The organism is Actinokineospora diospyrosa, assembly GCF_024171925.1.
GTDB lineage: Bacteria > Actinomycetota > Actinomycetes > Mycobacteriales > Pseudonocardiaceae > Actinokineospora > Actinokineospora diospyrosa.
The window spans coordinates 1-26919 of record NZ_JAMTCO010000019.1; the positions used below are offsets into that span (position 1 = coordinate 1).

Here is a 26919-nt window from a genome sequence, read left to right on the forward strand (position 1 = left end):
GCGGTGATCGCTCGACTGATCGTCGACTGCGACACCCCGAAGGTCTCCGCCAACTCCGCCTGGACACGATTCCGCCGTAAATACGTCAAAGTGACGACCAACGAGGTGAACAAACCCAACACCGGCGGCCACGGCCGCCGACCATCACCGACCTGGTGGTGAATCGCGGCGCAGAGGTTCTCGACGGACTCGCGCGTCAGGCCAGTGGTATGATACATGTCAGGCGGTCCGTTTGGTGAGTTTCTTTGGTGTGGTAACCAGATCCTCTCAAATGGACCGCCGCCTACGTCAACCCACCCCGGCCTTCATGATCGCCAGGCGAGGGTGAGTCCACCTCTGAATAACCCTCACAGCCTACCGCCGCACCCCGACAAACCGGCAGCAGCGACCAACGCCCTGTGGACAAGCGAATCCGTTGTGGACTACCCACCTCAGCACCCCCCAAGATCAACCACCTCCGATCAGGGACGCTGCTTGGACCGCAACACGGCCTCATCCCACGAGCGCGCGGCAAACGCCGTGCGCAAGGCGGTGACCGCGCGTTCTCCCTCCTCATCCACACATTGAGGCAACGCAGCGACCAGTGGTTCCACATGGTCAAGAAACGTCGTAAGCCGATCAACGCGGTCGTAGAGGGCTCGAAGACGGGCGTTCTGTGCGCCAAGCTGGCGCCGTTGAGCGACAAGATTCTCGTAGGTCACGCGCGATAGGACCACCAGCTCATCTCCGTCCACCTGTATTCGGCGGGGCTTGGGGGTTCGGTTCATGGGGCCCCGCGGTGGGTGGGATGCCCACCCACCGCGGGGAAAGTGAGATCACGCTTCGGCTCGCAGCTGGCCGGTGGCGGCGACCAGGTTCGTCAGTGTGGCGCGGACTTCGCGATAGCCACGGGTCTTCAGCCCACAATCCGGGTTGACCCACAGCCGATCGGCCGGGAATCCGGCGACGGCGGTGCGCAAGTAGCCGACGATCTCCTCCACCGAGGGCACCCGTGGCGAGTGGATGTCCCACACCCCCGGGCCGACCTCGTTCGGATACCCGGCCGCCGTCAGATCAGCGACGATCGCCATCTTCGAGCGGGCCGCTTCCAGGCTGATGACGTCGGCGTCCATGTCGATGATGGCCTGCAGGACATCGCCGAACTCGGCGTAGCACATGTGCGTGTGGACCTGGGTGTCGTCGCGCACGCCGGACGTGGCGAGCTTGAATGCGGTCACCGCCCATTCCAAGTACGCCGCCCGATCCGCTTGGCGCAACGGCAAAGTCTCGCGCAAAGCGGGCTCGTCGACCTGGATCACTGCGATCCCGGCGGCCTCCAAGTCCGCCACCTCGTCGCGCAGCGCCAGCGCGACCTGGCGCGCGGTCTCCCCGCGCGGCTGGTCGTCGCGCACGAAAGACCAGGCCAGCATCGTCACCGGGCCGGTCAGCATCCCCTTGACCGGGCGCGCGGTCAGGCCCTGCGCGTAGGTCGACCACTCGACGGTCATCGGGGCGGGGCGCGACACGTCACCGGCGATGATCGGCGGTCGGACGTAGCGGCTGCCGTAGGACTGCACCCAGCCGTGGCGGGTCGCGAGGAACCCGTCGAGCTGCTCGGCGAAGTACTGCACCATGTCGTTGCGCTCGGGCTCGCCGTGCACCAGCACGTCCAGGCCGAGGTCCTCCTGGTCGGCGATGACCGCTCGGATCTCCGCGCGCATCGCCTCCTGGTACACCTCGTCCGTCAGCCGCCCGGCACGCAACTCGGCGCGCGCCTTGCGCAGGGCGGAGGTCTGCGGGAACGACCCGATCGTCGTGGTCGGCAGATCGGGCAGCGCCAGCCGGTCCTGCTGCGCCTGCCGCCGCTTCTCGTACGGACTGACCCGCCGCGCACCCGTCTCGACGCGGTCGCGCACGGCGGCCACGCGCACGATCGGCGACGCCGCGCGCGCGGCCAGGCGGTCCGCGTTGACCCGCAGGGCCTCCTGGATCCCCGCGCGCCCCTCGGTCAGCCCGTCGCGCAGGGTGACGACCTCGTCGAGCTTCTGCCGGGCGAACGAGAGCCACCCCACCAGCTCCGGGTCGAGGTCGCTCTCCAGCGAGACGTCGAGCGGCACGTGCAGCAAGGAGCACGAAGCCGCCACGTCCACCATGCCCGCCAGGTCCTGCAACGTCTCCAGGGTGCTCAGCGCCGCGCTCAGGTCCGCCGCCCAGATGTTGCGGCCCGTGACCACGCCCGCGACCAGCCGCTTGCCCCGGATCCCGCCGAGCGCGACCAGGTCGTCGAGGTTGGCGGCGGCGGGTCCGGTGAAGTCGATCGCGAGGCCCTCGACCGGCGCGGCGGCCAGCACCGGCAGGGCGTCACCGAGGCGGTCGAAGTAGGTCGCGACCAGGATCTTCGGCCGCACCCGCTCGGCGGCCAGCACCGCGTACACCTCGGCCACCCGCTCGAGCACAGCGGTGGGCTGGTCGGTCACCAGCGCGGGCTCGTCCAGCTGGACCCATTCCGCGCCCGCGGCCCGCAGCTGACCGAGCAGGTCGACGTAGAGCGGGACCAGCCGGTCGAGCAGCTCCAGCGGCTCCGCGGCGCCCGCGGGGTCCTTGGCCAGCAGCAGGAAGCTCACCGGCCCCAGGATCACCGGCCGCGTGAGGATCCCCAGCTCAAGCGCCTCGGCGAACTCCGCGAGCGGCTTGGTCGGGTCCAGCGCGAAGGTCGTGTCCGGTCCCAGTTCGGGGACCAAGTAGTGGTAGTTCGTGTCGAACCACTTCGTCATCTCCAGTGGCGGTACCTCGGCCGTCCCGCGCGCCATCGCGAAGTAGCGGTCCAGGCCCTCGGCCACCGCGGCGTGCCGGTCCGGGATCGCGCCGAGCAGCCAGGCGGTGTCCAGGACGTGGTCGTAGAGGGAGAAGTCGTTGCTCGGGACCTCGTCCACGCCTGCGTCGCGCAGCTCAACCCAGCGCTTCGACCGCAGGTCGCGGGCGGCGGCGAGCAGGGTGTCGGCGTCGGTGCGACCGGCCCAGTAGGCCTCGGTCGCCTTCTTCAACTGCCGGTTGGCACCTTGGCGCGGGTATCCGTACACGGTCGCGCCGCTGGTGGAAGTGCTCGTCACGGGGCTCTCCTTCGCGAGTCCACGTGGACCGCCGCGAGGAGGGCATGACAAACCAGGGGCACCTGGTTCGGCACGGACCCGCCCGCGAGGTCTCAGCCAGCGCCCCGCGGTCGCGGGGCGCACAGCGGGCAGGTCTTCGGACTCGCGGGCACTCCGGCGCACGCCGGGTTCCTACTGGCCGTCGCTTCCCAGACCCACCGGGCCCAGTGCTGATGACGGCGGTCGTTCCCACTCACCGCTGCGGGGCAGTCCCGGACTCACACCGGGTTCCCTCTTGCCTCGGTCACCACCCGCGTCCACGCGCGGCGACCGAACCAGCTGCGCCACCCACCCTAGCCCCTCGACCGCACCCGGCGTCCAGCGCCAATCGGGTCACCGGCAGGTGGGCCGCCAACCGTCCACTGTGTAGCGGCCGCGCTCGGCCGAAATTGACAGAAAGGGACCGTGTTGGCAGCGACGCGACAAGAACAGAGCAATGACTACTCCGTTCGAGCATTGCGCCACACCGCTCGGTAACAGTCCGCAGTAGCCCTGCGACACCTCCCGCAACATCTCCGCTTCACCAAAGAACATCGCCTGCGGGAATCGGCCAAACGAAACGCTGGCGGTATTCCAACCGTTCTCTGCCGGGAGGTATTCACATGCGAGTGTGCGTTGTCGGTTCGGGAATCGCCGGGTTGTCGGCGGCGCACTACCTGACCGATCACCCAGGTGTGTCCGTGACACTGCTGGAAGCAGCCGAGCAGTTCGGCGGGCGCGCCAACGTGACGGCTGACGGGGAGCACTGCACGCGACTGTTCCTCGCGGACTACCACCACTTGTTGGCACTTTTCCGGGAGATCCCGGCGATCGACGGGACGGTGCTGGACTCCTTACGCAGATGTCGGAGATTCGCCAGCCGCGACAACGGTAGTTGGGTCGAGATCGACCACATCTACGCCAGCCTGGCCAAGACACCCGGTCTGTCCATGAAGGACAAGCGGTCCATCGCGAGGGCCAACCGGCGGGCGTTCCTGGTGGCCAGGCGCAGCGCGCAGTCGGCGACCGCGTTCGGCTCCATCTGGAACTGGACACCGTCGTCGCTGGCCAGGGCCGTCGCGAGCTCTCGACGCGAACGGATCGCCTATGCGCTGCCCGGTTCCACCGACCGCCACCTCACCACGCCGTGGACGGCTTTGCTCAGCGAGCGTGGAGTTCGACTGCGCACTCGCAGTCGCGTCGAGTCGGTCGCCCCGGTCGGCGGTGGTGTTCAGGTCACCACCACAAGCGGGAACGAGACCTTCGACGCGGTGGTCTTCACCGGATTCGCGCACGACGCCTACGCCCTGTTGGACCGCTCCGGGATCCCCCGGCGCTTGGACAACCGCACCCACATCCACTGCGTGGCGTTCACCATCGACCTCGACCCGCGCGAAGAAGTCCTGACGGACAAGGATGTTCGGGTGTACGCGGGAGCGGGCATCACCACCGTCGTGCAACCAGCCGAGCACAGGTGTGTCGCCCTTGCGGCTTTCCCCCGTTCGACCGGAACGGAGTTCGTGCTCAACACCATCCGCGATCAGCTCCGCTTGGAACACGAACCCCGCCGAGTTCGGGTGCGGAGCAACACCGCTCCCTCCGAGGCGGTGTTCATCGGCGAGTACATCGACCCGGTCGCCTTGGAGGAGCCCCTGCGTGGGCGGGTCTACTTCGCGGGTAGCCACACCCACAACACCTATCCCGTGGACTCGGCCGAAGGCGCGTGCAGGTCCGCGTTCTACGCTGTCGAGCGGCTGGCACGAGACCACCCGACTGTCGTGCCGCGCTCCCGCCTAGGGTTGCCCGAGGTCAGCAGCGAACGGGTCGTCCCCGCCTTGGCCCACCCCAACGGATCCGCACGGCCCCGGTTGCGCGGCGCGCTGCGGGCGGTGGCGACCCGCTCCGCCAAACTGGTCGCCCCCGTGGTGGCCGACCTCTCCTTCGAGCGCGCGCCCGGTGAGCGGTGGCCCGCGGACCGGCCCGCGGTCTACGTGGCCAACCACCGGTCGGTGTTCGACGTGCCCGCCGGGCTGCTGACGTTCGACCGGCTCGGGGTGTCACCGGTGCTCGTGGTCGCGGAGAAGTACTTCACCAAGGGCTACCGCAAGGCCCTGCTCGCGTTCGGCGCGATCCCGGCGATCCGCCGGTCGACGGCCACGGTGACCGCGGGGGTCGCGGCCATCGCCGCCGGGGAGTCGGTGGCGATCATGCCCGAGGGCCGGATCACGCACCCGGCCGAGGCCGCGACGAGCACGCACGGCCTCGGCGCCGTCGAGATCGCGATCGCGGCCGGTGTGCCCATCGTGCCGATCGTCGCCGACGGGACGCACCTCGTGTGGCCGGGCGCGCGCCCGTGGCCACTCGTCCGGCTGGTCCGGCCACGGGTCACGATCAAGATCGGCGCGCCGATCCACCCGGCTGGTCGCACCGGTCAGGAACTCGCGGCCGATGTGCGGGCCGCGATCAGCGAACTCACGGCGGTGGGTGCGCCCAGGGTGTCCCTCGAGCGGGATCCGGCCGTCGCGTGAGCGGGCCGCGCTTGCCCAGGCCGACCGGCTTCGTCTTCGGCGGCGGCGCGGCGTCCACAGCCGCGCAGGTCGGCATGCTCAAAGCCGTGCTGGCGGCGGGCATCGAACCCGATCTGGTCGTCGGCACCTCGGCGGGCGCGCTCAACGGCGCCGTCCTCGCCAAGGACCCCAAGCGCGCGGTCGAGGTCTTGACGCGGGTGTGGTGCGACTGTCGGCGGTCAACCGTGATCGGGGACACCCGGTTTCGCGTACTGCGCAACCTGCTCGGCGGTCACTACATGTTCCGCGGCGACCGCTTGGCCGAACTGTTCGACCGCGAGGTCGGCGTGCGCACCTTCGCCGAACTGCCGGTGCGCTTCGCCTGTGTCGCCACCGATCTGGAGTCCGGGGAGCCCGCGCTGCTGGACGAGGGTGACCTGGTCTCCGCTCTGCACTCGACCTGCGCGATCCCCGGCGTGTTCCCGGTGCCGCGCCGGGATGGCCGCCTGCTCGCCGACGGCGCCTACGTCGCGAACGTCCCCATCCGGCAGGCGTTGTCGCTGGGAGCCGCCTCACTTGTGGTGTTCGACTCCCGACCGCGCATCACGCACCGCGGCGACCCGAAGGACGTGCGCGACACCATGACGTTCGCCTTCGCCGCAGCGCTCAAGCAGCAGTACGAACGCGACGTCGAGCACGCTCGGGCCTCAGTCCCGGTGCTCTGCCCGCCGGGGCAGCCCACCAGCCACATCAAGGGCTTCGACTTCACCGGGGCGCCCGCCATGATCGCCACCGCCGAGGCAGCCACGGCGGCGTGGCTGGGCCACGTGGTCACCGAGGAACTGCCGCACCCGGCTTAGCGCGGCGGCCGGGCGCCGAACGGGTCAGGACAGGTGACCGCTCGACATGGTTGGGCTTCCTACTTTATGGTGTCCACAGGTCCATGGTGTCAGGGAAGCCGGTGCGATTCCGGCGCGGTCCCGCCACTGTGACCGGGGAGTGACGTCCCACCGAAAGCCACTGGCGCGAGCTGGGAAGGCCGGGGCGCCGCCGATCCGGGAGCCAGGATACCGGCCATGGACGAACCGTGTTCTTCCACGAGGATGGAGCTGAACGCATGCGGATTCGTCCTGCCTGCGCGAAAGAAGCCGACCGCCCGACGCCACGCGAGCCGGTGACGGGGTAGTCCCTCCTGCCCTCAGCCCGGGTCGCCCACAAGGCACCCCCTGGGCGGTTCCGTCCTGCGCTCCTTCGCGAAAGGCCAGCCATGACCACCGAACTCCACCACTTCGTCGCCGGGAAACCCGCCCCGGGAACATCGGGGCGCTTCGCCGACGTGTTCGACCCCAGCACCGGCGCCGTCCAGGCCAGGGTGCCGCTCGCCGCAGCCGACGAGGTCAGGGCCGTGGTCGGTGACGCGGCCCGGGCGCAACGCGAGTGGGCCGCGTGGAACCCGCAACGCCGGGCCCGTGTGCTGATGCGCTTCCTCGACCTCGTCCGCTCCGAAGAGGACTCCCTCGCCCGGCTGCTGTCCTCCGAGCACGGGAAGACGATCCCGGACGCGCGCGGTGACATCCAGCGCGGCCTTGAGGTCGTCGAGTTCGCCATCGGCATCCCGCACCTGCTCAAGGGCGAGTACAGCGACAACGCGGGCACCGGCATCGACGTGTACTCCATGCGCCAGCCGCTCGGTGTGGTGGCTGGGATCACCCCGTTCAACTTCCCCGCGATGATCCCGCTGTGGAAGGCGGCACCTGCGATCGCCTGCGGGAACGCGTTCGTGCTCAAGCCATCCGAACGTGACCCCTCGGTCCCGTTGCGCCTGGCCGAACTGTTCGTCGAGGCCGGCCTGCCGCCTGGCGTGTTCTCGGTTGTCAACGGGGACAAGGAAGCCGTCGACGCGCTGCTCACCGACCCACGCGTCGAGGCGGTCGGGTTCGTCGGGTCGTCGGCGATCGCGGAGTACATCTACTCCACCGCCGCCACCCATGGCAAGCGCGCGCAGTGCTTCGGTGGCGCCAAGAACCACATGATCGTGATGCCCGACGCCGATCTCGACCAGGTGACCGACGCGCTGATCGGCGCGGGCTACGGCTCGGCGGGTGAGCGCTGCATGGCGATCTCCGTCGCTGTCCCGCTCGGTCAGGCCACGGCGGACGCCCTGGTGGAGCGCCTGGCCGAGCGGGTGCGGACGTTGAAGGTGGGTGCTTCGCACGATGAGGCCGCGGACTTCGGGCCGCTGGTGACCGCCGAGGCGGTGCGGCGGGTGCGCGACTACATCGACATCGGTGTCGCCGAGGGCGCGGAGCTGGTCGTCGACGGACGTGGACTGACGGTTGCTGGCTACGAGAACGGTTTCTTCCTCGGCGGCTGCCTGTTCGACAAGGTCACACCCGAGATGCGGATCTACCGCGAGGAGATCTTCGGCCCGGTGCTGTCGATCGTGCGCGCCGAGGACTACGAGGCGGCGCTGCGGCTGCCCAGCGAACACGAGTACGGCAACGGTGTGGCCATCTTCACCCGCGACGGCGACACCGCCCGCGACTTCACCACCCGGGTCAACACCGGCATGGTCGGGGTCAACATGCCGATCCCGGTACCGATCGCCTACCACACCTTCGGCGGGTGGAAGCGCTCCGGTTTCGGCGACCTCAACCAGCACGGGCCGGACTCGATCCGCTTCTACACCAAGACCAAGACGGTCACCTCCCGCTGGCCCTCTGGCACCAAAGAGGGCGCCAGCTTCGTCATCCCGACGATGAAGTAGGCCGCGAACCATGAGACTGACCGAAGAACAACGCGCACTGCGCGCCACAGCGGCCGACTTCGCCGCCGAACACCTGGCCCCGCACGCGGTGGAATGGGACCAGGCCAAGCACTTCCCGGTCGACGTGTTGCGCAAGGCCGCGCAGCTGGGCCTGGGTGGGCTGTACCTGCCCGAGGACGTCGGCGGTTGCGAGCTCGGCAGGCTCGACGGCGTGCTGGTGTTCGAGGCGCTGGCCACCGGCTGCCCCTCGATCGCGGCGTACGTGTCGATCCACAACATGGTCGCCACCATGATCAACCGGTTCGGCACCGAGGAGCAGCGCCACCGGTACCTGCCCGCGATGTCCACAATGGAGTCTCTCGGAAGCTACTGCCTCACCGAGCCGAACGCGGGCTCCGACGCCGCCGCACTGGCCACCCGGGCCCGCTGCGACGGTGGCGAGTACGTGCTCGACGGGGTGAAGCAGTTCATCTCCGGCGCGGGCACCTCCGACGTCTACGTCGTGCTCGCCAGAACCGGCGGCCCCGGTGCGCGCGGCATCTCGGCGTTCATCGTCGACCGCGACACCCCCGGGGTGTCGTTCGGCCCCAACGAGGTCAAGATGGGCTGGAACGCCCAGCCCACCCGTCAGGTCGTGCTCGAAGGCGCCCGCATCCCGGCGTCGGCGATCCTCGGTGGCGAAGGGGCGGGCTTCGCGGTCGCCATGTCCGCCTTGGACGGTGGGCGGCTCAACATCGCCGCTTGTTCCGTCGGTGGCGCGGAATCGGCTCTTGCCAAGGCGATCCAGTACCTTTCCGAGCGCTCGGCGTTCGGCGCCAAGCTGGTCGAGGCGCAAGCCCTGCGGTTCCGGCTCGCCGACATGCGCACCGACCTGGAGGCGGCCAGGACCCTGCTGTGGCGGGCCGCGGATGCCCTCGACCAGGGCGAGGACGGCGCGACGCAGCTCTCGGCGATGGCCAAGCGGCTGTGCACCGACACCGGGTTCGACGTGGCGAACCAGGCGCTGCAACTGCACGGCGGCTACGGTTACCTCGCGGAGTACGGGATCGAGAAGATCGTCCGCGACCTGCGGGTGCACCAGATCCTCGAAGGGACCAACGAGATCATGCGGGTGATCATCTCCCGGCGGATGCTGCGGGAGGCATCATGAGTGACAGCGTCGAGTTCGTCGTCCACAGCGGAATCGGCCGGGTGACCCTCAACCGGCCGCGCGCGCTCAACGCCCTGGACCACCCCATGGTCCTGGCGATCACCGAACACCTCGACCGCTGGCGCGCCGACCCGGCCGTGCGGGCGGTGCTGATCGACGGCGCGGGTGAGCGCGGCCTTTGCGCGGGCGGCGACATCCGGTCCATCTACGAGGACGCCCGCTCCGGCGGGACGGAGTCGCTGGACTTCTGGGCCGACGAGTACCGCCTGAACGCCTCGATCGCCCGTTACCCCAAGCCCTACGTCGCCTTCATGGACGGCGTGGTCATGGGCGGCGGAGTCGGCGTCTCGGCGCACGGCCGCCACCGGGTCGTCACCGAACGAACCCGCCTCGCCATGCCCGAGGTGGGCATCGGCTTCGCCCCGGACGTCGGCGGCACGTACCTGCTGTCCCGGGCGCCCGGAGAGCTCGGCACCCACATCGCCCTCACCGGCGCACCGGTGTCCGGCGCGGACGCGATCCACTGTGGACTGGCCGACCACTTCGTCCCCAGCGCCCGGTTGGCCGATCTGCTGGACGCCCTGGCCACCCGAACTCCGAGCGACGCGATCGCCACGGTCGCCGAGACTCCCCCACCGAGCACACTGGCGGCCGACCAGGCGTGGATCGACCACTGCTACGCCGCTGACTCCGTCGAGGAGATCCTCGACGGCCTCCGTGGCAGCGGCGACGCGGCCGTCGCGACGGCGAAAGAGATCGAGCGGAAGTCTCCGACAGCGTTGAAGGTGACCTTGCGGGCACTGCGAACCGCGGCGGCGCTGCCCGACTTGGCGTCCGTGCTGGCGCAGGAGTACCGGACATCGCGCCGGGCGTTGCGGTCCACGGAGCTGGTGGAGGGCATCCGGGCGCAGATCATCGACAAGGACCGCTCGCCGCGCTGGTCCCCGGCGAGCCTCGCGGAGGTGGACGAGGACCTGGTGGACAGCTACTTCGCCGCCCTGGGTGCCGACGAGTGGGATGGGAGCGCCCGATGAGCGTGACCACTCTCGGCTCGGGGAGCACGCGCGATGCGGTGGCGTTATGCGTGCCGTGCGTGCCGATTGCGCCCACTGAGGTGCGCGGCTGCTTCGCCGATCTCGGTGTCAGCGAGCTCCCGATAAGCGTCACTGTCCTCGATCGGAGTGGCACGCGCGAACCGGTGGACTCGATCACGCTGTCCATCTCGACCCGGAAGCACCGAGACTCACTGACGAACGCAGCGGGGGGTTCCCGGTGAGCGTGACCTTCCTCGGCTTGGGCAACATGGGCGGACCGATGGCCGCGAACCTGGTGAAGGCGGGAGAGCGGGTCATCGGGTACGACCCGGTCACCGCGGCGCGGGCGGCGGCGGACGCGGTCGGGATCACCATCGCGGGGTCGGCGGTGACCGCCGTGGCTGGCGCGGATGTGGTGATCACGATGCTGCCCAGCGGGGCGCACGTGCTCGACTGCTACCGCGAGGTCGTGCCGCGCGCCAAGCCCGGCACCCTGTTCCTGGACTGCTCGACCATCGACGTGGCTGACGCCCGAGCCGCCGCGGAGATCGCCGCGGCAGCCGGTCACCTCGCCGTCGACGCGCCCGTGTCGGGTGGGGTCGTAGGTGCCGAGGCCGCCAAGTTGACCTTCATGGTCGGCGGGCCGGTCGAGGCCGTGGCCGCCGCCGAGCCGTACCTGCGGCACATGGGTGCCCGGTCCGTGCACTGCGGTGACGCGGGTGCCGGGCAGGCGACGAAGATCTGCAACAACATGATCCTCGGCATCTCGATGATCGCGGTCAGCGAGGCGTTCGCCCTCGGCGCCCGGCTCGGGCTCACCGACCAGGCCCTGTTCGACGTGGCCTCGACCGCGTCCGGGCAGTGCTGGGCGCTGACCACCAACTGCCCGGTGCCCGGCCCGGTCCCGACGAGCCCCGCCAACCGCGACTACAGCGGCGGGTTCGCCAGCGGCCTGATGCTCAAGGACTTGCGCCTCGCCCAAGCCGCCGCCCGGGCGGCGGGCGTCACCACCGAACTCGGCCAGCACGCCGCCGACCTCTACGCCCGGTTCGTCGACCACGACGGCCCCGGCCGCGACTTCTCGGCGATCATCACCAGCATCCGCGACCAGGACGGCACCCCGTGACCGACACCATCACCATCGACCGCCCCGCCGACCGGGTGGCCCTGATCACCCTGACCAGGCCCAAGGCGCTCAACGCGCTGAACCTGCAGGTCATGCGCGAGATCACCGCCGCGACCGCCGAGCTGGACCGCGACCCCGACATCGGCGCGATCGTGATCACCGGCTCCGAACGGGCCTTCGCGGCGGGCGCCGACATCAAGGAAATGGCCCCCCAGACCTTCAGCGACGTCTACGCGGCGGACTGGTTCGCGGGCTGGGACGCCCTGTCCCGGGTCCGCACCCCGCTGATCGCCGCCGTCGCGGGCTACGCCCTCGGCGGCGGCTGCGAACTGGCGATGATGTGCGACCTCCTCATCGCCGCCGACACCGCCAAGTTCGGCCAACCCGAGATCACCTTGGGCGTCATCCCCGGCATGGGCGGCTCCCAGCGCCTCACCCGCGCAATCGGCAAAGCCAAGGCGATGGACCTCTGCCTCACCGGCCGCACCATCGACGCCCACGAGGCCGAACGCGCAGGCCTGGTATCCCGCGTCGTGCCCGCCGCGGCCTTGCTGGAGGAGGCAACAGGGGTGGCGACCAAGATCGCCAGCATGTCCCGCCCCGCGGCTCGAATGGTGAAGGAGGCAGTGAACCGCGCCTTCGAGTCCTCCCTCACCGAGGGTCTCCTCTTCGAGCGCCGCCTGTTCCACTCCACCTTCGCCACACACGACCAAAAGGAAGGCATGGCAGCTTTCACCGAGAAGCGCCCCCCAACATTCCGCCACGCCTGACCGCCGTAGTGGGCAGACCACCACTCCACACGGTTTGTCCACCAGGCGAGACGATGGACGCCAGGGGCCCAACGCTCCGGCGAGTCGCCACCCGGAAGCCGGGCAACAGGCGGCGCTAAGCCTGACCGAGCTGGTGGCAGGCCACCGTGACGGCCTGCCACCACTTCGGACGGTTTGCCCGCCTGGTCGGGCCTGGCGGGCGCTGGCGGCAGTCGCGCGAACGAGGATGACGGGTGCCAAGCCAACGGCCCGACGCGGCAGCGAGAGCCACCCGGAGCTGGCAACAGACAGCGCCACGGCAGCCCCTTCTACTGCGTCACGGTACGGATCGCCAGGCCAGGCACCGTAGCAGCGGCGGTAGTCAAGACGGCCAAATCAGTCCCAGAGGCGAGATCAGGGGCTTCGGCCGCCGCGTCTACGAGAAGGGGACTCCCCTCGTCCATGCCCTGTAAGAGGTAGCCGAACTCTGAGACGGCTACAAGTCGCTGGACCGCTACGAGGATGGCGCCATGCCACTCGGCCGAGGGCCCGCACCTCACCTCATGGGCTTCGACACACCCATCTTCGTCGCCGCCTGCAGCCTCATCCGGCCCTCTAGCAGCTACACCGGGCAGCCGCAGCGGCCTATCACGGCCTAGTCCACCCGAGGGATGGGGCCACTGTGGCGGCGAGGTCGGCGAGCAGGCGGGTGTTCTGCGGGAGGGTGAAGGCGGGTGGGAGGAACAGGACGAGGTCGTCGGCTTGGGTTAGGCCGGGGTCGGCTTGGACGGCGGTGATGACCTGGTCGGGGGTGCCGTGGAAGACGGGGCTGATGCGCATGCCCGCGGGGAGGTCGGCGGTGATCACGGGGGTCAGGGCGCCGTCGGGGCGGGAGGCGGCCATGCCTTGGGTGCGGCGCTGGTGGTCGTAGGCCGCGTAGGTGTCGCGTAGTTCGGGGGTGGTGCCGGGCAGGATCGAGGCGGCGACAGCGACTCGGGGCGGTTCGGTGGTGTGCTTCTCGCGCCAGGTCGTGCGGTAGGCGGTGATGATTCGCGCTTGGTAGGCGCTGAAAGTCTCGCCTTCGGCCAGGTCGTGGAGCACGGTGCCGACGATCAGACCGATGCCCAACTCCGCCGCTCGTCGAGCCGACCCAATGCTGGAGGCGCCCTGGCGGATCCGGTCCACGAGGCCGGGGCTGTGTGGGGTGACCTTGATCTCCGTGCCGACCGGAGCACCCTGCCCCGGACCGTCGACGAGGTGCAGGGTCTCACCACCGACGGCGGCGAGGAAGCGGGTCTGGCGACGTTCAGCCTCGGTGCGGGTGTCGGTGTCGACGGCCCCGAACAGCGCGTCGAAGGCGGCGTTCGTCCCGGTCGCGACGGCCAGTTCGAGTCGGCCGTCGACCAGGAGGTCCGCGGTGGCGGCGGCCTCGGCGAGCAGGATCGGCTCCTGGTAGCGCATCGGCAGCACCGCGGTACCGAGGGTGATGCGGCTGGTGTGCTGGCCGACGGCGGTGAGGAAGGGCAGCGGAGAGGACAGGTAGTGGTCGAAGTGCCGCTGGTAGACCCAACCCGATTGGTAGCCGAGCACCTCAGCGGTCTTGAACAGCTCGATACCGTCGCGCAGGCCTTGTGCGGGACCGTCGCTGTCGGTGAAGGACACCCGAGTGTTGAAGCCAAGACGGGTCATGACACTCCTCCGGCGACGGGATCGGCACCTGCGGGGATCGAGTCGACCAAGGCGCGGGTGTAGGGCTCTTGCGGGTTGTCGAGCACGGCCGCGACCGGTCCGCTTTCCACGATTCGCCCCTGTCGCATGACAGAGACAGTGTGGGCGAGTTGGCGCACCAGGGCCAGGTCGTGAGACACGAAGACGTAGGTCAGGCCCAAGGAAGCCTGCAAGGTCAGCATCACCTCGACGATCCCCGCTTGGACGCTGACGTCCAGTGCCGAGGTCGGTTCATCGAGCACGATCACGTCCGGCCGGAGTACCAGCGCTCGAGCGAGAGCGACCCGTTGGCGTTGACCGCCCGAGAGGGCGGTGGGCCGCCGGGAGAGCAGATCTTGGCTTAGCCCAACGGAGTCGAGCGCCTCCCGGACTCGCTCGTCGCGGTCACCGACCCGGTACCGGTCGAGCGATTCCCCGACCAGCCGCTTGACTGTCCACAAGGGATCGAGAGAGGTGAACGGGTTCTGGTAGACCAGTTGCAGGTGTCTGCGCACAGATCGCAATGACGCGTGCGACCGGCGGGTCACTTCCTCCCCCGCTACCGTGATGCTGCCGCTGTCGGGCTCCTCCAACCCGAGCAACAGGCGGATCGTTGTCGTCTTGCCCGAGCCGGACTCGCCCACCAGCGCATGCGTGGTGCCTGGCGCCACGGAGAAAGACACGTCGTCGACCGCGGTGAGGACTTTCCCATCGACCGTGAACGTCTTGCTCACGCCGCGCACCTCGATCCGCGGCGGCTCACCCACCGGGCGATCGGAGTCACGCAGGTGCTGGTAGCGGTCGGGGTTGAGCGCTGGGACATCGGCGTGCAGCTTGCGGGCGTACTCCGACGACGGGGCCGAGAACACAGATGCCGTGCTGCCTGCCTCCTGCACGACGCCATCCTTGAGGACCACCAGCGAATCTGCCCGCTCCGCCGCGATGGCGAGGTCGTGGGTGATCAGCAGCAGGCTGATGTTCAGGTCCTGCCTCAGCTGCGAGAGCAGGTCCAGGATCCGTTTCTGGATGGTGACGTCCAGCGCCGAGGTCGGCTCGTCGGCGACGATCAGCGCGGGACGGGGCAACACGGTGAGTCCGATGAGGACACGTTGCAGCATGCCGCCGGAGAGCTGGTGCGGGTAGGAGTCGTACACCCGGCGCGGGTTGTCCAGCCCGACTTGGTCGAAGGTCTCCAGGACCACCTCCGGCCCCTTCTCCCCGATGAGCGCGGCGGCTTCCTGCGCCTGAACGCCGATCGTGCGCACCGGGTTGAGCGAGTTGCCCGGGTCCTGCGGCACGAACCCGATCCGCCTGCCGCGCAACGGCCGGAACCGCCGCTCGGACAGCGACAGGATCTCCTGCCCCTCGAACTCCACCGTCCCCGTCGCCCGTCCCACCCCGCGCGGCAGGAGTCGCAACACCGACCGGGCGATCGTAGACTTGCCCGACCCCGACTCGCCGATCAACGCCAGGCTTTCCCCGCGCCGCAACGAGAAGCCCACGTCGGTGACGACCTGGTGGTCGCCGTAGGAGACGGTGAGCCCCTCGACCCGCAGCAGCTCTCCGGTCAGTCGGTCTTGCGGAGCCATCGGCTGATCCTGTTCACGGAGAGGACGGTGGCGATCATGACGAGCGCGGGCGCGTACACCAACCACGGCGCCAGCGGGTAGTTCTTGCCCACGGACACGAGCAGACCCCAGTCCGACGCGGGCGGCGGGTCGCCGTAGCCGAGGAACGCGAGCCCGGCGATGATCAGGATGGCGAACCCGAACTGCAGCACCGCCAACGTGAACACCGACCGCGACGCATTGGGCAGCACGTGCCGGGTCAGGATGTGCCAGCGGGCGCCCCCTTGCAGGTACGAGGCCTCAACGAACACCGCCCGCCTGGTCTTGAGCACCTCCGACCGCATGACCCGGGCAAACACCCCCACCGCCGAGACCCCGGTGGCGATCGCGACGTTGATCGTCTCGAACCCGAGCGCACTGACGACGATCACCGCGAGCAGGAACTCGGGAATCGCCAGCAGCACATCCACCAGCCGCGACAACACGGTGTCAGCCCACCCACCCACGAACCCGGCGACCAGCCCAATCAGCCCTCCGACCACGACCGCGATGAGCACCGCGATCAACGCGCTGGTCACCGAGGACGAACTGCCGTGCACCACGCGGGCGAACAAGTCCCGTCCCAGGTGGTCAGTGCCGAACCAGTGCGCGCTGCTGGGTCCTTGGAACTTGTCCGCAGGAACCCCGACCGCAGGATCGTGGCTGGTGAAGAATCCCGGCAAGAACGACCACGCCAACACAAACACCACGACGGCGAAGGAGATCACGACGCCGACCGGAACGCTCCGGGTACTGAACGACCGGACGGTCGGCAACGCAACAGCCGCGCTCACGCCGCCACCTCCACCTTCGGCCGCGACCGCGACTCGCCCAGCCGCACTCGCGGGTCCAGCAGCGGGTACACCAGGTCCGCGATCAGGTTCACACCCACGAACACGATCGCCGCCAACGTCACCACCGCCTGCAGCACCGGTAAGTCCTGAGTGGTCACTGATCGCTCGACCAGACTGCCGATGCCGGTCCGCCCGAAGATCTGCTCCGTGATCACAGCCCCACCGAGCAGCTCCCCCACCGCCAGTGCCACGACGGTGACCACCGGCAACGACGACGGCTTGAGCAAGTGCCGCAACAGCAACCCAGTGCGCCCCAGACCCCGAGACCGGGCCACCGACGCGTACTCCTCCGCCGACTCGTGATCCAGGTTCGCCACCAACACCTCAGCGATCCGCGCACTCACCGGGATCCCCAAAGCGATCGCGGCGAACAACGTCGCCAACCCGCCCTCGGAGTCGATCACCCGGAACAGGCCGAGCTGGAACGCGAACACATTGATCAGCAGCAGCCCGATGACGAAGTTCGGCACGGACAGGAACAGCGACGGGAACGCCCGCAGCAGTCCCTGTCCGTAGCGCTTGGGCAGGTACTGGGTGCCGAAGCCGATCGCGAACGCCAGCACCAGGGCGACCCCCAGTGCTGACGCCGCGAGGACCAGGGTCGAGCTGAGTACTTCGCTGATCAGTCGTGAGACCGGGAGTCCGGAGCGCAGTGAGACGCCCAGGTCGCCGACGACGAAGCGGGACAGCGACTGCCACAGTTGCTCGTGCACCGGCCGGTCGAGGCCGTAGTAGGCGACGATCCGCTGGATCTCCTCCTCGGAGAAGCCGTTCTGCGGGTTGCGCAGGGTGTTGGTCACGGGGTCGCCGGGTAGCACGCTGATCACCACGAAGGTGAACACGTACGCCAGCAGGACGACGACGACCGCTTGCAGCACCCGTCGCAGTGCGTACTTCACGTAGTCCCGGTCCACGGCGCGACCGTCAGCCGAGCCAGGCGGCGTAGTAGTTGGCGTAGGCGATCCCGTTGTAGGTCACGCCCTGCAACTTCGGCGACTGGAGGTAGAGGCGCTGCACGATCTGCGTCAACGGGACGAAGTAGCCTTGCTGGAGCACGTGGCCCTGGAGTTCGTCGAGCAGCGGCGCCCGCTTCTCCACGCTGTCGGCCGCGGCCACACCGGTCGCGAGTTGGACCAGCTTCGCGTCGGTCTGCCCGAGGCCGAACCAGTTCTCGCCCTTGTTCGCGTCGGTCAGCACACCGGCCACCGTGCCCGCGTCGATGAAGCTGCGGGTCACCTCGTAGGCGGCGACACTGGGACTGTTGATCTTCACCCGCTCGCCGTAGGTGACGACGTCGAAGGCCTGGATGGTGGTCTTGAAGCCGAGCTTGCCCAACTGCTGGGCGACGAGCTCGTCAACCGACTTCGACGCGGCGAGATACGGGTTGGCGTAGAGGGTGAACTCGAGCCGCTTGCCATCCTTGGCGCGGACACCGTCGGCGCCCTTGACCCAGCCCGCCTCGTCGAGCAGGCGGTTGGCCTTGTCGGCATCGTAGGCGAAGTCCGCGCTGCGGTCGGTCGCGCCGGGAACATTGCTCTGGAACAGCGACTGCGCGGGCAGCCAGTCCTCGGTGTAGACGGTGGAGATGATCTCCTTGCGGTCGATGCCGTGCTGCAACGCCTGCCGCACCTTGACATCGTCGAACGGTGCGACCTTGGTGTTGATGGCGAACCCGTTGACGAACCCGAGGTAGCGCGGGGTCGCGGTGGTGAAGCCCTGGCTCTTGAAGGAGGCGAGCTCCTGTGGCGACGGGTTGTAGGCCACGTCCGCCTGGCCGGACTGAACCGCGGAGGTCCGCACGGACGGTTCGGCGACGAGCTTGTAGGTGATCGAGTCCAGCCGCGCGGGACCCTCGTGGCCGAGCGCCTTCGGACCCCAGTTGTAGTCCGGGCGCTTCTTGAGGACGACGCTGTCGCCCTCCTTCCACGACGCCAGCACGAACGGGCCACTGCCGATGTCGTTGCTGAGGTCGGCCTGTTGCGCGGACGGCAGCGCGATGGTCTTGGGCGAGATCAGGATGGAGCCGTGGTAGCCCAAGGTCGGGATGAATCCCAGGGTCGGCGCCTTGAAGAACACCTTGACCGTGGTCGTGTCCACGGCCTGGGAGTGGTCGTAGGTCTTGGGGAACAGGCCGATCGGGTTGATGCCCCTGGTCGGGTCGCCCTTGGACCAGATGTCGAGGTTGGCGACGACGGCGGCGGCGTCGAGCGGGGTCTTGTCGGAGAAGGTGACGCCCTGGCGCAAGTGGAGGGTGAACTCCGTGGCGGTGGCGTTCTGCTCCCACTTCTCCGCGACCCACGGGCTGACCGCGCCCTTGTCGTCGACGTAGACGAGCTTGTCGGTCAAGTGGCCCCAGATGTGGCCCTGGAAGCTGGAGATGGCGCTGTTGTTGGGGATCCACGTGTCACCGAGCGAGTCGATGAGGAACGTGATCGCGCCGCCGTCCTTGGGTGGGGTCGCGGTGCCCGCGGCAGGCCCGCCCGCCGCCGGGGACCCGCACGCGGCCAGGCCCATGACGGTGGCGAGGCCGACGATGATCCGCAGGGCGCGGCCGGGTGGTCTGGTCTTCACGGTTCTCCTCGGGGCGGGGAATGGGGTCGGGCAGGCGAGTTCCAGGCAGGCAACGAATCTAGGAGCGCCCGCGCGGCTCGGTCCAAGACGAAATGGGAATGGGAACCCATCGAGGAGTGTGATCGCTGCGCCACGCGACCCTGGCTAGGGTTCCGCTCGTGGAGACCAGCGCGCATTGGGGAACGTACCTGGTCGAGGTGTCCGCCGACGGCTGTGAAGTGGTCGGCGCCGGTTCTCGGGACCCGGATGCCGCGCCCGCGATCGGCAACGTGGTGGACGGGAACCGGCACCGGTCCCGGGTCGCGCGGCCCAGTGTTCGGCGCGGGTGGCTCGAGCGCGGCCCTGGTCCGGACACCAGTCGCGGCGGGGACGACTATGTCGAGGTTTCGTGGGACACGGCGCTGGACCTGGTCGCGGGTGAGTTGGAACGGGTCCGGTCCGGGTTCGGCAACCAGGCGATCTTCGGCGGTTCCTACGGTTGGGGCAGCGCGGGTCGGCTGCACCACGCACAGAGCCAGCTGCACCGGTTCCTGAACACGATCGGCGGGTACACGCGCTCGATCAACGACTACAGCCGTGGCGCGAGCATGGTCCTGCTCCCCCACCTGATCGGTGCCCAAGGCGCGCTGGACCTCCGCTACAAGCCAGTGTCGTGGGCCGACGCGGCCGAGCACACGGATTTGCTGGTCACCTTCGGTGGGGTGCGGCGGTCCAACATGTGGGTCGTGCCGGGCGGTCACGCGCGGCACGTCGGATCCGGCCTGGCCAGGGCGGCGGCGCGGACCACGCGGGTGGTGACCTTGTCGGCGCAGCGGGATGACGCGTTCGCTGATCTGGACGCCGAGTGGATCGGGGTGATGCCCGCGACGGACACGGCGGTCATGCTGGCGCTCATCCACGTGCTGGTCGTGGACGGTCTGGCTGATGACGAGTTCCTCGCGCGGTACACCGTGGGCGCTGAGGAGGTTCGACGGTATGTGCTGGGGTCGGCTGATGGGGTTCCGAAGACGCCCGAGTGGGCTTCGGCGATCAGCAGGACACCTGCGGGGGTGATTCGCGAGCTGGCGCACCGGATGGCGACCGGGCGGACGCTGATCAACGTGGTCTATGCGCTGCAACGGGGTGAACGCGGGGAGCAGGCGGTGTTCGCTGGGCTGACCCTCGCGGCTTTCCTGGGCCAGATCGGGCTACCCGGCGGCGGGTTCGTGCACGGCTTCGGGTCGATGGGCGATTACGGCGTCGGGGTCACGGGTCCGCGGCTGCCGACGTTCCCGCAGGGCTACAACCCGGTGCCGGACTACATCCCGTGCGCCAGGATCAGCGATCTCCTGCTCAACCCCGGCGCGGAGATCCCGTACAACGGTGGCACGGTCCGGTTCCCGGAGGTCAAGCTGGCCTACTGGGCGGGCGGCAACCCCTTCCACCACCACCAAGACCTGCGACGACTCCGCGAAGCACTGTCCACACTGGATACGTTCATCGTGAACGAAACCCACTGGACGCCGACCGCCCGACACGCGGATGTGGTGCTGCCAGCGGCGACCACGTTGGAGCGCGACGACGTGGCGGCGGGGGCTGGCGATAGTCGATTGCGGGCTGTGCCGCGTGTGGTGCCGCCGCGCGGGGAGGCGCGGGAGGAGTTCTGGATCTACTCGCGGTTGGCGGAGCGGATGGGGGCGGATTTCGCGGAGGGGCTGGACTCGTGGCAGTGGTTGCGGCGGATCTACTCGGAGTCGCGCGCGGAGCCGTCGTTCGAGGAGTTCTGGCGGGAGGGGGGTGTTGACCTGCCGCAGGAGCCGTACCGGGACACGGTGTTCACCGACTTCCGCGCTGATCCGGTGCGGTATCCGGTGCAGACGCCCAGTGGCCGGATCGAGCTGTTCTCGGCGGCGCTGGCGGGATTCGAGCTGGCGGATGTGGCGGGGCACGCGCAGTGGCGGGAGCCGACGCAGTGGTGGGGCGCGGGTGGGGAGTTCGACCTGCACCTGCTGTGTACGCAGCCGTCGCACCGGTTGCACAGCCAGTTGGACATGGGGTCAGCGAGCCAGTCGACCAAGGTGGCCGGGCGCGAACCCCTGCGCCTACACCCGACGGACGCCGCCGCCCGAGGGCTGGCTGATGGTGATCTCGCGCTGGTCCGCAGCCCCCAGGGCAGCCTCCTGGCAGGCGTCCTCACCACCGAGAACATCCTCCCCGGCGTAGCCCGAATGCACACCGGCGCCTGGTTCGACCCCAGCGCCCCACACATCGCCACCTGCATCAACGGCAACGTCAACGTGCTGACCAGGGATGTGGCTACCTCCACCCTGACCCAGGCCACCAGCGGCGCCCACGTACTGGTGGCGGTCACCCGCTACGACGGCCCAGTGCCGCCAGTACGGGCCTACGACCCGCCGCCTCTCAGCGAGAGCTGAGCAAACCGCGCCACGCAGACGACGGGAGGGCCAGCATCGGACCGGCGGGGTTCTTGGAGTCACGCACCAGCACAGCCTCACGCGCGATGTGGAGATCAGACCAAGCGACTTCGACGCAGCTGGTTCCCGACCCGCCGCTAAAGCTGCTCTTGCGCCATGGTGTTTGCGCCATTCCTAGCCTCCTCGGTCTCAGGGAGAGCTGAGCAACCCCCGCCACGCGGAGGATGGAAGAGTCAGCATCGGACCGGCAGGGTTCTTGGAGTCACGCACCAGCACGTCGTCGCCCGCCGGACGATCAGCTGACCACGCCACCTCCACGCAGTCCGTTCCCGATCCGCCACTGAAGCTGCTCTTGCGCCATGGTGTCTGCGCCATCCCAGTGACTCCCTCGGTCGTACTCGTCGGCCAGTCCAGCCGCGAACTCCCGAGATTGTTCCTCATCCAGCGCGATGCCCTCGAGCTTGGGTATCAACTCATAGTAGCCGCGCACATAAGCGGGCTCATCGATGATCAAGCCTCCGTTGGCCAAGTTGTCGAGATACACGATGGGTTTGTGGAGGGCGAATTCCATCAACCTGAAGGCGCCCAGCACAGACCGCTCCCCCGCCGCGCTAGGCACGACGCGGATCGACACGTTCTCCCTCGCAGCCGTGAACACCAGGTGCAGCAGCTGTTCGTGCATCACCTTGGCCGTGCCGACTTGAAGCCGGAGCGCTTGCTCGTGGATGTAGAACGTGAACCACGCGGGTTCGGGAACGGCCAGGATGCGACTGCGCTCCATCCGAGTACGCACCGCGCCATCCAGTTGATCTGGGGTGGAGTCCGCGTCAACGGAGGAGATCATGGCTCGGGCGTACTCGGGTGTCTGCAGCAGGCCGTGGACCATCTGGGCCTCGTAGCCGACCGTGTAGTCGGCCATGGACTCGTGGAAGATGAGGGACTGCAGTGAGCCGCCGATGCCCTGGTCGGACAGGTAGTAGCCCTGTTGGCGTTCGGCCATCCTGGTGAACTCGAACAGCTCTTGGGCCTTCCGGTACGACAGGCCGCAGCCCACCACGTGCTGGATCACGTCCGTGGTGGTCGACGCCCGGTGGCCGGTTTCCATCCGGGAGAGGGTGGTCAGGGGCAGGCCCAGGCGGTTGGCGAGTTCGGTGAGGGTCAGGCCTGCGTTCTCCCGGAGCCCGCGCAGCGTCGCGCCGAGCTCCCGGTAGGCGGCGGAGGTGCTCATGCGGGCACGCTAGAGGCATCCGGCCATCGATTCTGCCCGTGGCGCGCCGGATACACCCCATCGGAGCAGGTCAATTTCAGTCTTTCACGGTGGACAAGACGCGCTTGCCAGCAGCCACCAGCGCCGCGTCCTCCTGCGGCGGGTGCACCCGGACGCACAGGACGTCGCGCAGGTGTCGCTCCAGTGGGTTGTGCCTGGACAGCGCCGGATTGCCCAGGGCAGCCACTGCCGCCTGCACCGCCGCCACGACGGATCGGGCGATGGCCACCTTGATCACCGACAGCTGCGGCAACACCGTCTCGTCCCGCAGCAGCGCGCCGTGCAGCAGGGTCTCGGCCTGGGCGATCTGCAGGTCGATCTCACCCGCCACCGCCTGGATCCGCTCCAGCGTCGCGATGGGTTTGCCCAGCCCAGCGGGCACGCGTGACCGGGCGAAGTCCGCGAACGCGCGCCGGGCCGCCCGCGCCACCCCGATGTAGAGCGCCGGATGGCCGAAACTGCCCGGCCCCGCAGTAGCCGCCGGGTCCCGATACACCCCATCCGCACCGCGCGGGATCTCGACGAACGCGTCCAGAGGCAGCTCGACCGACGTATAGGTGACGTCGTGGGTGTTGGAGGCCCGCAGTCCCAGGTGGTCCCAGGTGTCGAGCCAGGCGATCCCGGGCAGGTCACCGGGCACGACCACGTGGCCGACCCGGTCCTCGGCCACCACCCACACCAGGTGGTACGCCAGCGCCGTGCCACCCGTCGCGTAGGCCTTGTGGCCGTCGAGCACCCAACCAGACGCCGTGCGCCGGATCGAGGTCTTGGGCAGTCCGCCCCGGGCAGGCGCACCCAGCTCCGGTTCGGCGCGGATCGCGTTGATCGGGGCAGGTCCAGCGGCGGACCGCTCCAGCACATCGTCGTAGTACGCCTGCGGCCAGTGCGGGTTCGCGGCCTGCGACGCGTGCGCCATCAGGGTGTTCGCGGCGATCAGCGCGACGGACGGGTCGCCTTCGCCCAGTGCGGTGAGGATGCGGGCGGTATCGAGCGGGCTCACCCCGGGCCCGCCATAGCGGTGACCGACGCTCGCGGTGAGCAGGCCGGCCTTCGCGGCGACCTCCAGACCGCGCGCCGGGATCTCACCGCTGCGGTCGTACTCGGCAGCGGTCTCGGCTACCTCCGCGGTGACCGCCGCGAGGGCCTCGTCGCTCAGATCGGGAACGGTGATCGTCACGCCTGACCCGCCGTCGCGTAGCGCTGGTAGTCCTCCGTGTAGTTGCCCAGGTGCTCGGCCTGCAGCGTTCCGCGCCTGCCGGTCGCCTCACGGTGCGCGATCTCCTGTCGCACCAAGGGGAGCACATACCTGCCGTAGTCCACGGCGTCGTTGAGCGTGTCGTAGCCCCGGATGCTGACCAGGTCCGCGCCGCGGTCGACGTAGTCCAGGATCGCGGCCGCCACGGTCTCCGGAGATCCGACCAGCGCGGTGGATGCCCCGGCGGCGTTGGTCACGGCGGCGGTTCGAGTCCACAGTGCACGGTCGTAGAGGTCAGCTTTGTCGGCGAACGACAGCGCCCGCTGGGATCCGACGTTCTGCGGGCTGCCCTGCTGGAAGATCTGCTTGCCGTAGCCGGACTTGGCGAACGTGGCGGCGATCTTGTCGACGTACTCGTGCGCCTTGCGCCAGGCCAGCTCGTCGGTCTCGGCGATGATCGGCCGGAACGTCACCCAGATCCGCGGCAGCGTGGTCCGACCGGCGGCGCGGGCGATGGCATGCACCCGCTCGATCTCGGCGCGCAAGTCGTCGAGCGGCTCGCCCCAGAAGCTGAACACGTCGGCCTTCTCGCCGCCGACCTGGAACGCTTCGTCGGACTGGCCGCCGATGGAGATCGGGATCGGGGTGTCGTACGGGGCGAAGCCGGGACCGAAACCGTCGAACTTGTAGAACTCGCCGTCGTGGCTGAACGGGGCGGGCTCGGTCCAGGAACGGCGCAGCAGGTCGATGTACTCGCTGGTGCGCGCGTAGCGGCGCTCCTTGGGCAGGTAGTCGCCGTGGCGGGCCTGCTCGGCGTCGCTGCCGCCGGAGATGAGGTGGACCACGGCCCTGCCCTCGGTCAGCTGGTCCAGGGTGGCCAGCTTCTGGGCGGCGACCTGCGGCAACGTGGTGTTGGGGCGGAGCGCGACGATCGGCTTGATCCGCTCGGTGAGCTGGCCGACGGCGGCGGCGGTGACGAACGAGTCCGCGGTGCCCGAGCCGTAGGGCAGCAGCGTGTAGTCGTACCCGCCGTCCTCCAGGGCGCGGACGTAGCGGCGGAAGTACGCCGGGTCGATGCCCCTGGCGGGGACCGGGTTCAGCTCGGTCGACGGGTTGAGGTGCGACAGGCTGATGAACTCGACGGTCCGCGCGGCGGTCTCGGGGATCTGCTGGTCGAAAGCGGGTGCGCTGGTCACGTCTGAGAACGTAGGTCGGGGCGGTTGATCGCGTCCAAGACAAGAGCGCGATGGGTTCCGATAGTCCGGGGTTATGGGCTCAGGCGCCCTGGGCGGCGGGGACCAACTGCAGGTGTGGGCGCTGCGCGAAGAAGTCCATCCCGGCGGCGAGCGCGGTCTGCTCGATCTCGGCGTTCAACCCGCGGCGGACCACGAGCCGGAGCTGCGTCGTACCACCGTCGGGCAGCTCACTGCACACCGTCAGCCCCGTCGGCCGTCCGCCACCGCTGGGGAGCAGCGCGACGCCGAGACCTGCGCGCACGCCCGCCAGAACCCCCTCCAGCGTCGTCGACTGCGCGGTGACCTCGACCTGCCGCCCCTCCCCCGCCAGCAGCGACATCGCCCGCTCACGCAGACCGCACGGCTCCTCGAACGCGATCAGCGGCCACGTCTCCCCCGGCGCGGGCGGCTGCCACCCCCGCGCGGCGTACCAGACCAGCGGCAACTTGCCGACCAGGTGCCCGGCGCCCTGACCGCTCGGGTCCAGCACGAACGCGAAGTCGACCGTGCCCTTGCCGACGGACTCGGCCAGTTGCGTCGACCGGCCGATCTCGAACCGGGTGGAGCAATCGGGGAAGGCGGCCTGCAACGCGCGGATCATCTCCGGCAGGATCTGGCCCGCGCTGTGCTCGGTGGACCCGACGACGATCGACCGGCTCGGCCGTGCCGCCAACCGGCGCAACGATGCGTCGTGTACCTCGATGATGCGCCGCGCCTCGGCCAGCACCTGCTCGCCCTCGTGGGTGAAGCGCATGTTGCGGCCGTCGCGCTCGAACAGCTTGCGCTTGAGGCCGCGCTCCAGCAGCCGGACGTGCTGGCTGAGCGCGGGCTGGCTGATGTGGCGGACGGCGGCGGCCTTGCTGAACCCACCGCACTCGGCGATCGCCACCAGCGTCCGCAGGTGCTCGAGGTCGAGTGAGTTCGTCATGTCCTGATTAGAACCGACCCACCCGGAGATCCAGAGCGCCGACCGGCATATGGGAACGGCGCCCGGCGGTCTTGCCAACCGGGTCCGGCGGCCCGGTCGCGCCGATCCATCACCTCTCGTCATGGGAAGCGATCGGGAAACGTTGTTGGACGCGCGGGGCGGCGCGGGCGAGGGTGGGAGGGTGAGCAACCTTCAGCAGGGCCTAGACCCCGGTCGGCTGCGCGCGGCCTTCGGCGCCTTCCCCAGCGGTGTCGTCGCCGTCGCCGCCCGGGTCGACGACCGGATCGTCGGCCTGGCCGCCAGTTCGTTCACCTCCGTGTCGTTGGACCCGCCACTGGTCTCCTTCTCGATCGGCACCACCTCCAAGACCTGGCCCGTGCTGCGGCGCGCGGAGCGGGTCGGGGTCACCGTGCTCGCCGAACACCACGACATCGTCGCCCGCCAGCTCGCCGGGCCCGCGGACGGCCGCTTCCACGGCCTGGACACCGTCTCCACCGTGGACGGCGCCGTCACCCTCACCGACGGCGTCGCCTGGTTCGACACCTCGATCGAGCGGCACATCGAGGCGGGCGACCACACCATCGTTCTGCTCCGGCTGCACTCAGCCGCGCACGCTGAGCACGCGCCGCCACTGGTGTTCCACCGCAGCCGGTTCGGCCTGAGCTAGCGGTCTCGCCCCGGAACGTGGCCAATGACGGCCG

At 69.3% G+C, this 26919-nt stretch carries 22 protein-coding genes and 2 riboswitches; of the genes, 9 read left to right on the top strand and 13 right to left on the bottom strand.

The window, feature by feature from the left end:
* Nucleotides 1–218, bottom strand: a 218-nt coding sequence (locus LV75_RS35220; protein ID WP_301320181.1) for a transposase family protein, incomplete at its 3' end; no start/stop codon positions are given.
* Between the two features lie 597 nt (nucleotides 219–815).
* The gene (gene metE, locus LV75_RS31660; RefSeq protein WP_253891041.1) at nucleotides 816–3089 is read right to left on the bottom strand and encodes a 5-methyltetrahydropteroyltriglutamate--homocysteine S-methyltransferase; all 2274 of its coding nucleotides are present in this window, start codon (nucleotides 3087–3089) and stop codon (nucleotides 816–818) included.
* Nucleotides 3090–3199: 110 nt separating this feature from the next.
* A riboswitch (cobalamin riboswitch) is annotated at nucleotides 3200–3423 on the bottom strand.
* A gap of 307 nt (nucleotides 3424–3730) precedes the next feature.
* Between metE and LV75_RS31665 the strand changes: the two genes are divergently transcribed.
* The 7 genes from LV75_RS31665 (at nucleotide 3731) to LV75_RS31695 (ending at nucleotide 12461) form a co-directional block, all read left to right on the top strand.
* Nucleotides 3731–5635: an FAD-dependent oxidoreductase gene (locus tag LV75_RS31665; RefSeq protein ID WP_253891042.1), complete on the top strand. Its 1905-nt coding sequence runs from the start codon at nucleotides 3731–3733 to the stop codon at nucleotides 5633–5635.
* Nucleotides 5632–6474, top strand: coding sequence for a patatin-like phospholipase family protein (locus tag LV75_RS31670; RefSeq protein WP_253891043.1), 843 nt, complete (start codon nucleotides 5632–5634; stop codon nucleotides 6472–6474). The genes LV75_RS31665 and LV75_RS31670 overlap by 4 nt, the downstream gene beginning before the upstream one ends.
* Before the next feature lie 50 nt (nucleotides 6475–6524).
* Nucleotides 6525–6707, top strand: a riboswitch (cobalamin riboswitch).
* Nucleotides 6708–6881: 174 nt separating this feature from the next.
* The gene (locus tag LV75_RS31675; protein WP_253891044.1) at nucleotides 6882–8381 is read left to right on the top strand and encodes a CoA-acylating methylmalonate-semialdehyde dehydrogenase; all 1500 of its coding nucleotides are present in this window, start codon (nucleotides 6882–6884) and stop codon (nucleotides 8379–8381) included.
* Between the two features lie 10 nt (nucleotides 8382–8391).
* Nucleotides 8392–9531: an acyl-CoA dehydrogenase family protein gene (locus tag LV75_RS31680; RefSeq protein ID WP_253891045.1), complete on the top strand. Its 1140-nt coding sequence runs from the start codon at nucleotides 8392–8394 to the stop codon at nucleotides 9529–9531.
* On the top strand, nucleotides 9528–10565 hold the full coding sequence (locus tag LV75_RS31685; RefSeq protein ID WP_253891046.1) for an enoyl-CoA hydratase/isomerase family protein: 1038 nt from the start codon (nucleotides 9528–9530) through the stop codon (nucleotides 10563–10565). Before LV75_RS31680 ends, LV75_RS31685 begins: the two co-directional genes overlap by 4 nt.
* Before the next feature lie 238 nt (nucleotides 10566–10803).
* Nucleotides 10804–11691, top strand: coding sequence for a 3-hydroxyisobutyrate dehydrogenase (mmsB, locus tag LV75_RS31690; RefSeq protein ID WP_253891047.1), 888 nt, complete (start codon nucleotides 10804–10806; stop codon nucleotides 11689–11691).
* Complete coding sequence (locus LV75_RS31695; RefSeq protein WP_253891048.1) at nucleotides 11688–12461, top strand: enoyl-CoA hydratase; 774 nt, start codon at nucleotides 11688–11690, stop codon at nucleotides 12459–12461. Before mmsB ends, LV75_RS31695 begins: the two co-directional genes overlap by 4 nt.
* Before the next feature lie 627 nt (nucleotides 12462–13088).
* Here LV75_RS31695 and LV75_RS31700 read toward each other — a convergent pair.
* Genes LV75_RS31700 through LV75_RS31720 form a run of 5 tightly spaced genes read right to left on the bottom strand, consistent with a single transcriptional unit; the run spans nucleotide 13089 to nucleotide 19179 of the window.
* The gene (locus LV75_RS31700) at nucleotides 13089–14129 is read right to left on the bottom strand and encodes an LLM class flavin-dependent oxidoreductase (RefSeq protein WP_253891049.1); all 1041 of its coding nucleotides are present in this window, start codon (nucleotides 14127–14129) and stop codon (nucleotides 13089–13091) included.
* Nucleotides 14126–15736 (bottom strand): ABC transporter ATP-binding protein, encoded by a 1611-nt coding sequence (locus tag LV75_RS31705; protein ID WP_253891050.1) that lies wholly within the window; start codon nucleotides 15734–15736, stop codon nucleotides 14126–14128. The genes LV75_RS31700 and LV75_RS31705 overlap by 4 nt, the downstream gene beginning before the upstream one ends.
* Nucleotides 15715–16548, bottom strand: a complete 834-nt coding sequence (locus LV75_RS31710) for an ABC transporter permease (protein ID WP_253891051.1) — start codon at nucleotides 16546–16548, stop codon at nucleotides 15715–15717. Before LV75_RS31710 ends, LV75_RS31705 begins: the two co-directional genes overlap by 22 nt.
* On the bottom strand, nucleotides 16545–17522 hold the full coding sequence (locus LV75_RS31715; protein WP_253891052.1) for an ABC transporter permease: 978 nt from the start codon (nucleotides 17520–17522) through the stop codon (nucleotides 16545–16547). The genes LV75_RS31710 and LV75_RS31715 overlap by 4 nt, the downstream gene beginning before the upstream one ends.
* Before the next feature lie 10 nt (nucleotides 17523–17532).
* Complete coding sequence (locus LV75_RS31720) at nucleotides 17533–19179, bottom strand: ABC transporter substrate-binding protein (protein WP_253891053.1); 1647 nt, start codon at nucleotides 19177–19179, stop codon at nucleotides 17533–17535.
* A gap of 158 nt (nucleotides 19180–19337) precedes the next feature.
* Here LV75_RS31720 and LV75_RS31725 point away from each other — a divergent pair, with 158 nt between their 5' ends.
* Nucleotides 19338–21593, top strand: a complete 2256-nt coding sequence (locus LV75_RS31725) for a molybdopterin-dependent oxidoreductase (protein ID WP_253891054.1) — start codon at nucleotides 19338–19340, stop codon at nucleotides 21591–21593.
* Here LV75_RS31725 and LV75_RS31730 read toward each other — a convergent pair.
* The 6 genes from LV75_RS31730 to LV75_RS31755 all read right to left on the bottom strand — a co-directional run bounded on the left by LV75_RS31730 (nucleotide 21580) and on the right by LV75_RS31755 (nucleotide 26218).
* Nucleotides 21580–21765 (bottom strand): DUF397 domain-containing protein, encoded by a 186-nt coding sequence (locus LV75_RS31730; protein WP_253891055.1) that lies wholly within the window; start codon nucleotides 21763–21765, stop codon nucleotides 21580–21582. The two genes, LV75_RS31725 and LV75_RS31730, sit on opposite strands and share 14 nt — an antisense overlap.
* 17 nt (nucleotides 21766–21782) lie before the next feature.
* Complete coding sequence (locus LV75_RS31735; RefSeq protein ID WP_253891056.1) at nucleotides 21783–21968, bottom strand: DUF397 domain-containing protein; 186 nt, start codon at nucleotides 21966–21968, stop codon at nucleotides 21783–21785.
* Nucleotides 21889–22821: a helix-turn-helix domain-containing protein gene (locus tag LV75_RS31740; protein WP_253891057.1), complete on the bottom strand. Its 933-nt coding sequence runs from the start codon at nucleotides 22819–22821 to the stop codon at nucleotides 21889–21891. The genes LV75_RS31735 and LV75_RS31740 overlap by 80 nt, the downstream gene beginning before the upstream one ends.
* Before the next feature lie 76 nt (nucleotides 22822–22897).
* Nucleotides 22898–24037, bottom strand: a complete 1140-nt coding sequence (locus tag LV75_RS31745; RefSeq protein ID WP_253891058.1) for an acyl-CoA dehydrogenase family protein — start codon at nucleotides 24035–24037, stop codon at nucleotides 22898–22900.
* The gene (locus LV75_RS31750; protein ID WP_253891059.1) at nucleotides 24034–25251 is read right to left on the bottom strand and encodes an LLM class flavin-dependent oxidoreductase; all 1218 of its coding nucleotides are present in this window, start codon (nucleotides 25249–25251) and stop codon (nucleotides 24034–24036) included. The genes LV75_RS31745 and LV75_RS31750 overlap by 4 nt, the downstream gene beginning before the upstream one ends.
* Before the next feature lie 79 nt (nucleotides 25252–25330).
* Nucleotides 25331–26218: a LysR family transcriptional regulator gene (locus LV75_RS31755; RefSeq protein ID WP_253891060.1), complete on the bottom strand. Its 888-nt coding sequence runs from the start codon at nucleotides 26216–26218 to the stop codon at nucleotides 25331–25333.
* 181 nt (nucleotides 26219–26399) lie between these two features.
* Between LV75_RS31755 and LV75_RS31760 the strand changes: the two genes are divergently transcribed.
* Entirely contained in the window at nucleotides 26400–26885 is a 486-nt protein-coding gene (locus LV75_RS31760; protein ID WP_253891061.1) for a flavin reductase family protein, read from the top strand.
* The last annotated feature ends 34 nt before the right edge of the window (nucleotides 26886–26919 follow it).

Bases quoted from the DNA above. Each gene is read 5' to 3' on its own strand.
- LV75_RS31735 (WP_253891056.1), bottom strand. From the start codon at position 21,968: ATGGCGCAGACACCATGGCGCAAGAGCAGCTTCAGTGGCGGATCGGGA.
- LV75_RS31740 (WP_253891057.1), bottom strand. From the start codon at position 22,821: ATGAGCACCTCCGCCGCCTACCGGGAGCTCGGCGCGACGCTGCGCGGG.
- LV75_RS31700 (WP_253891049.1), bottom strand. From the start codon at position 14,129: ATGACCCGTCTTGGCTTCAACACTCGGGTGTCCTTCACCGACAGCGAC.
- LV75_RS31685 (WP_253891046.1), top strand. From the start codon at position 9,528: ATGAGTGACAGCGTCGAGTTCGTCGTCCACAGCGGAATCGGCCGGGTG.
- LV75_RS31755 (WP_253891060.1), bottom strand. From the start codon at position 26,218: ATGACGAACTCACTCGACCTCGAGCACCTGCGGACGCTGGTGGCGATC.
- LV75_RS31730 (WP_253891055.1), bottom strand. From the start codon at position 21,765: ATGGCGCAAACACCATGGCGCAAGAGCAGCTTTAGCGGCGGGTCGGGA.
- LV75_RS31665 (WP_253891042.1), top strand. From the start codon at position 3,731: ATGCGAGTGTGCGTTGTCGGTTCGGGAATCGCCGGGTTGTCGGCGGCG.
- LV75_RS31680 (WP_253891045.1), top strand. From the start codon at position 8,392: ATGAGACTGACCGAAGAACAACGCGCACTGCGCGCCACAGCGGCCGAC.
- LV75_RS31705 (WP_253891050.1), bottom strand. From the start codon at position 15,736: ATGGCTCCGCAAGACCGACTGACCGGAGAGCTGCTGCGGGTCGAGGGG.
- LV75_RS31675 (WP_253891044.1), top strand. From the start codon at position 6,882: ATGACCACCGAACTCCACCACTTCGTCGCCGGGAAACCCGCCCCGGGA.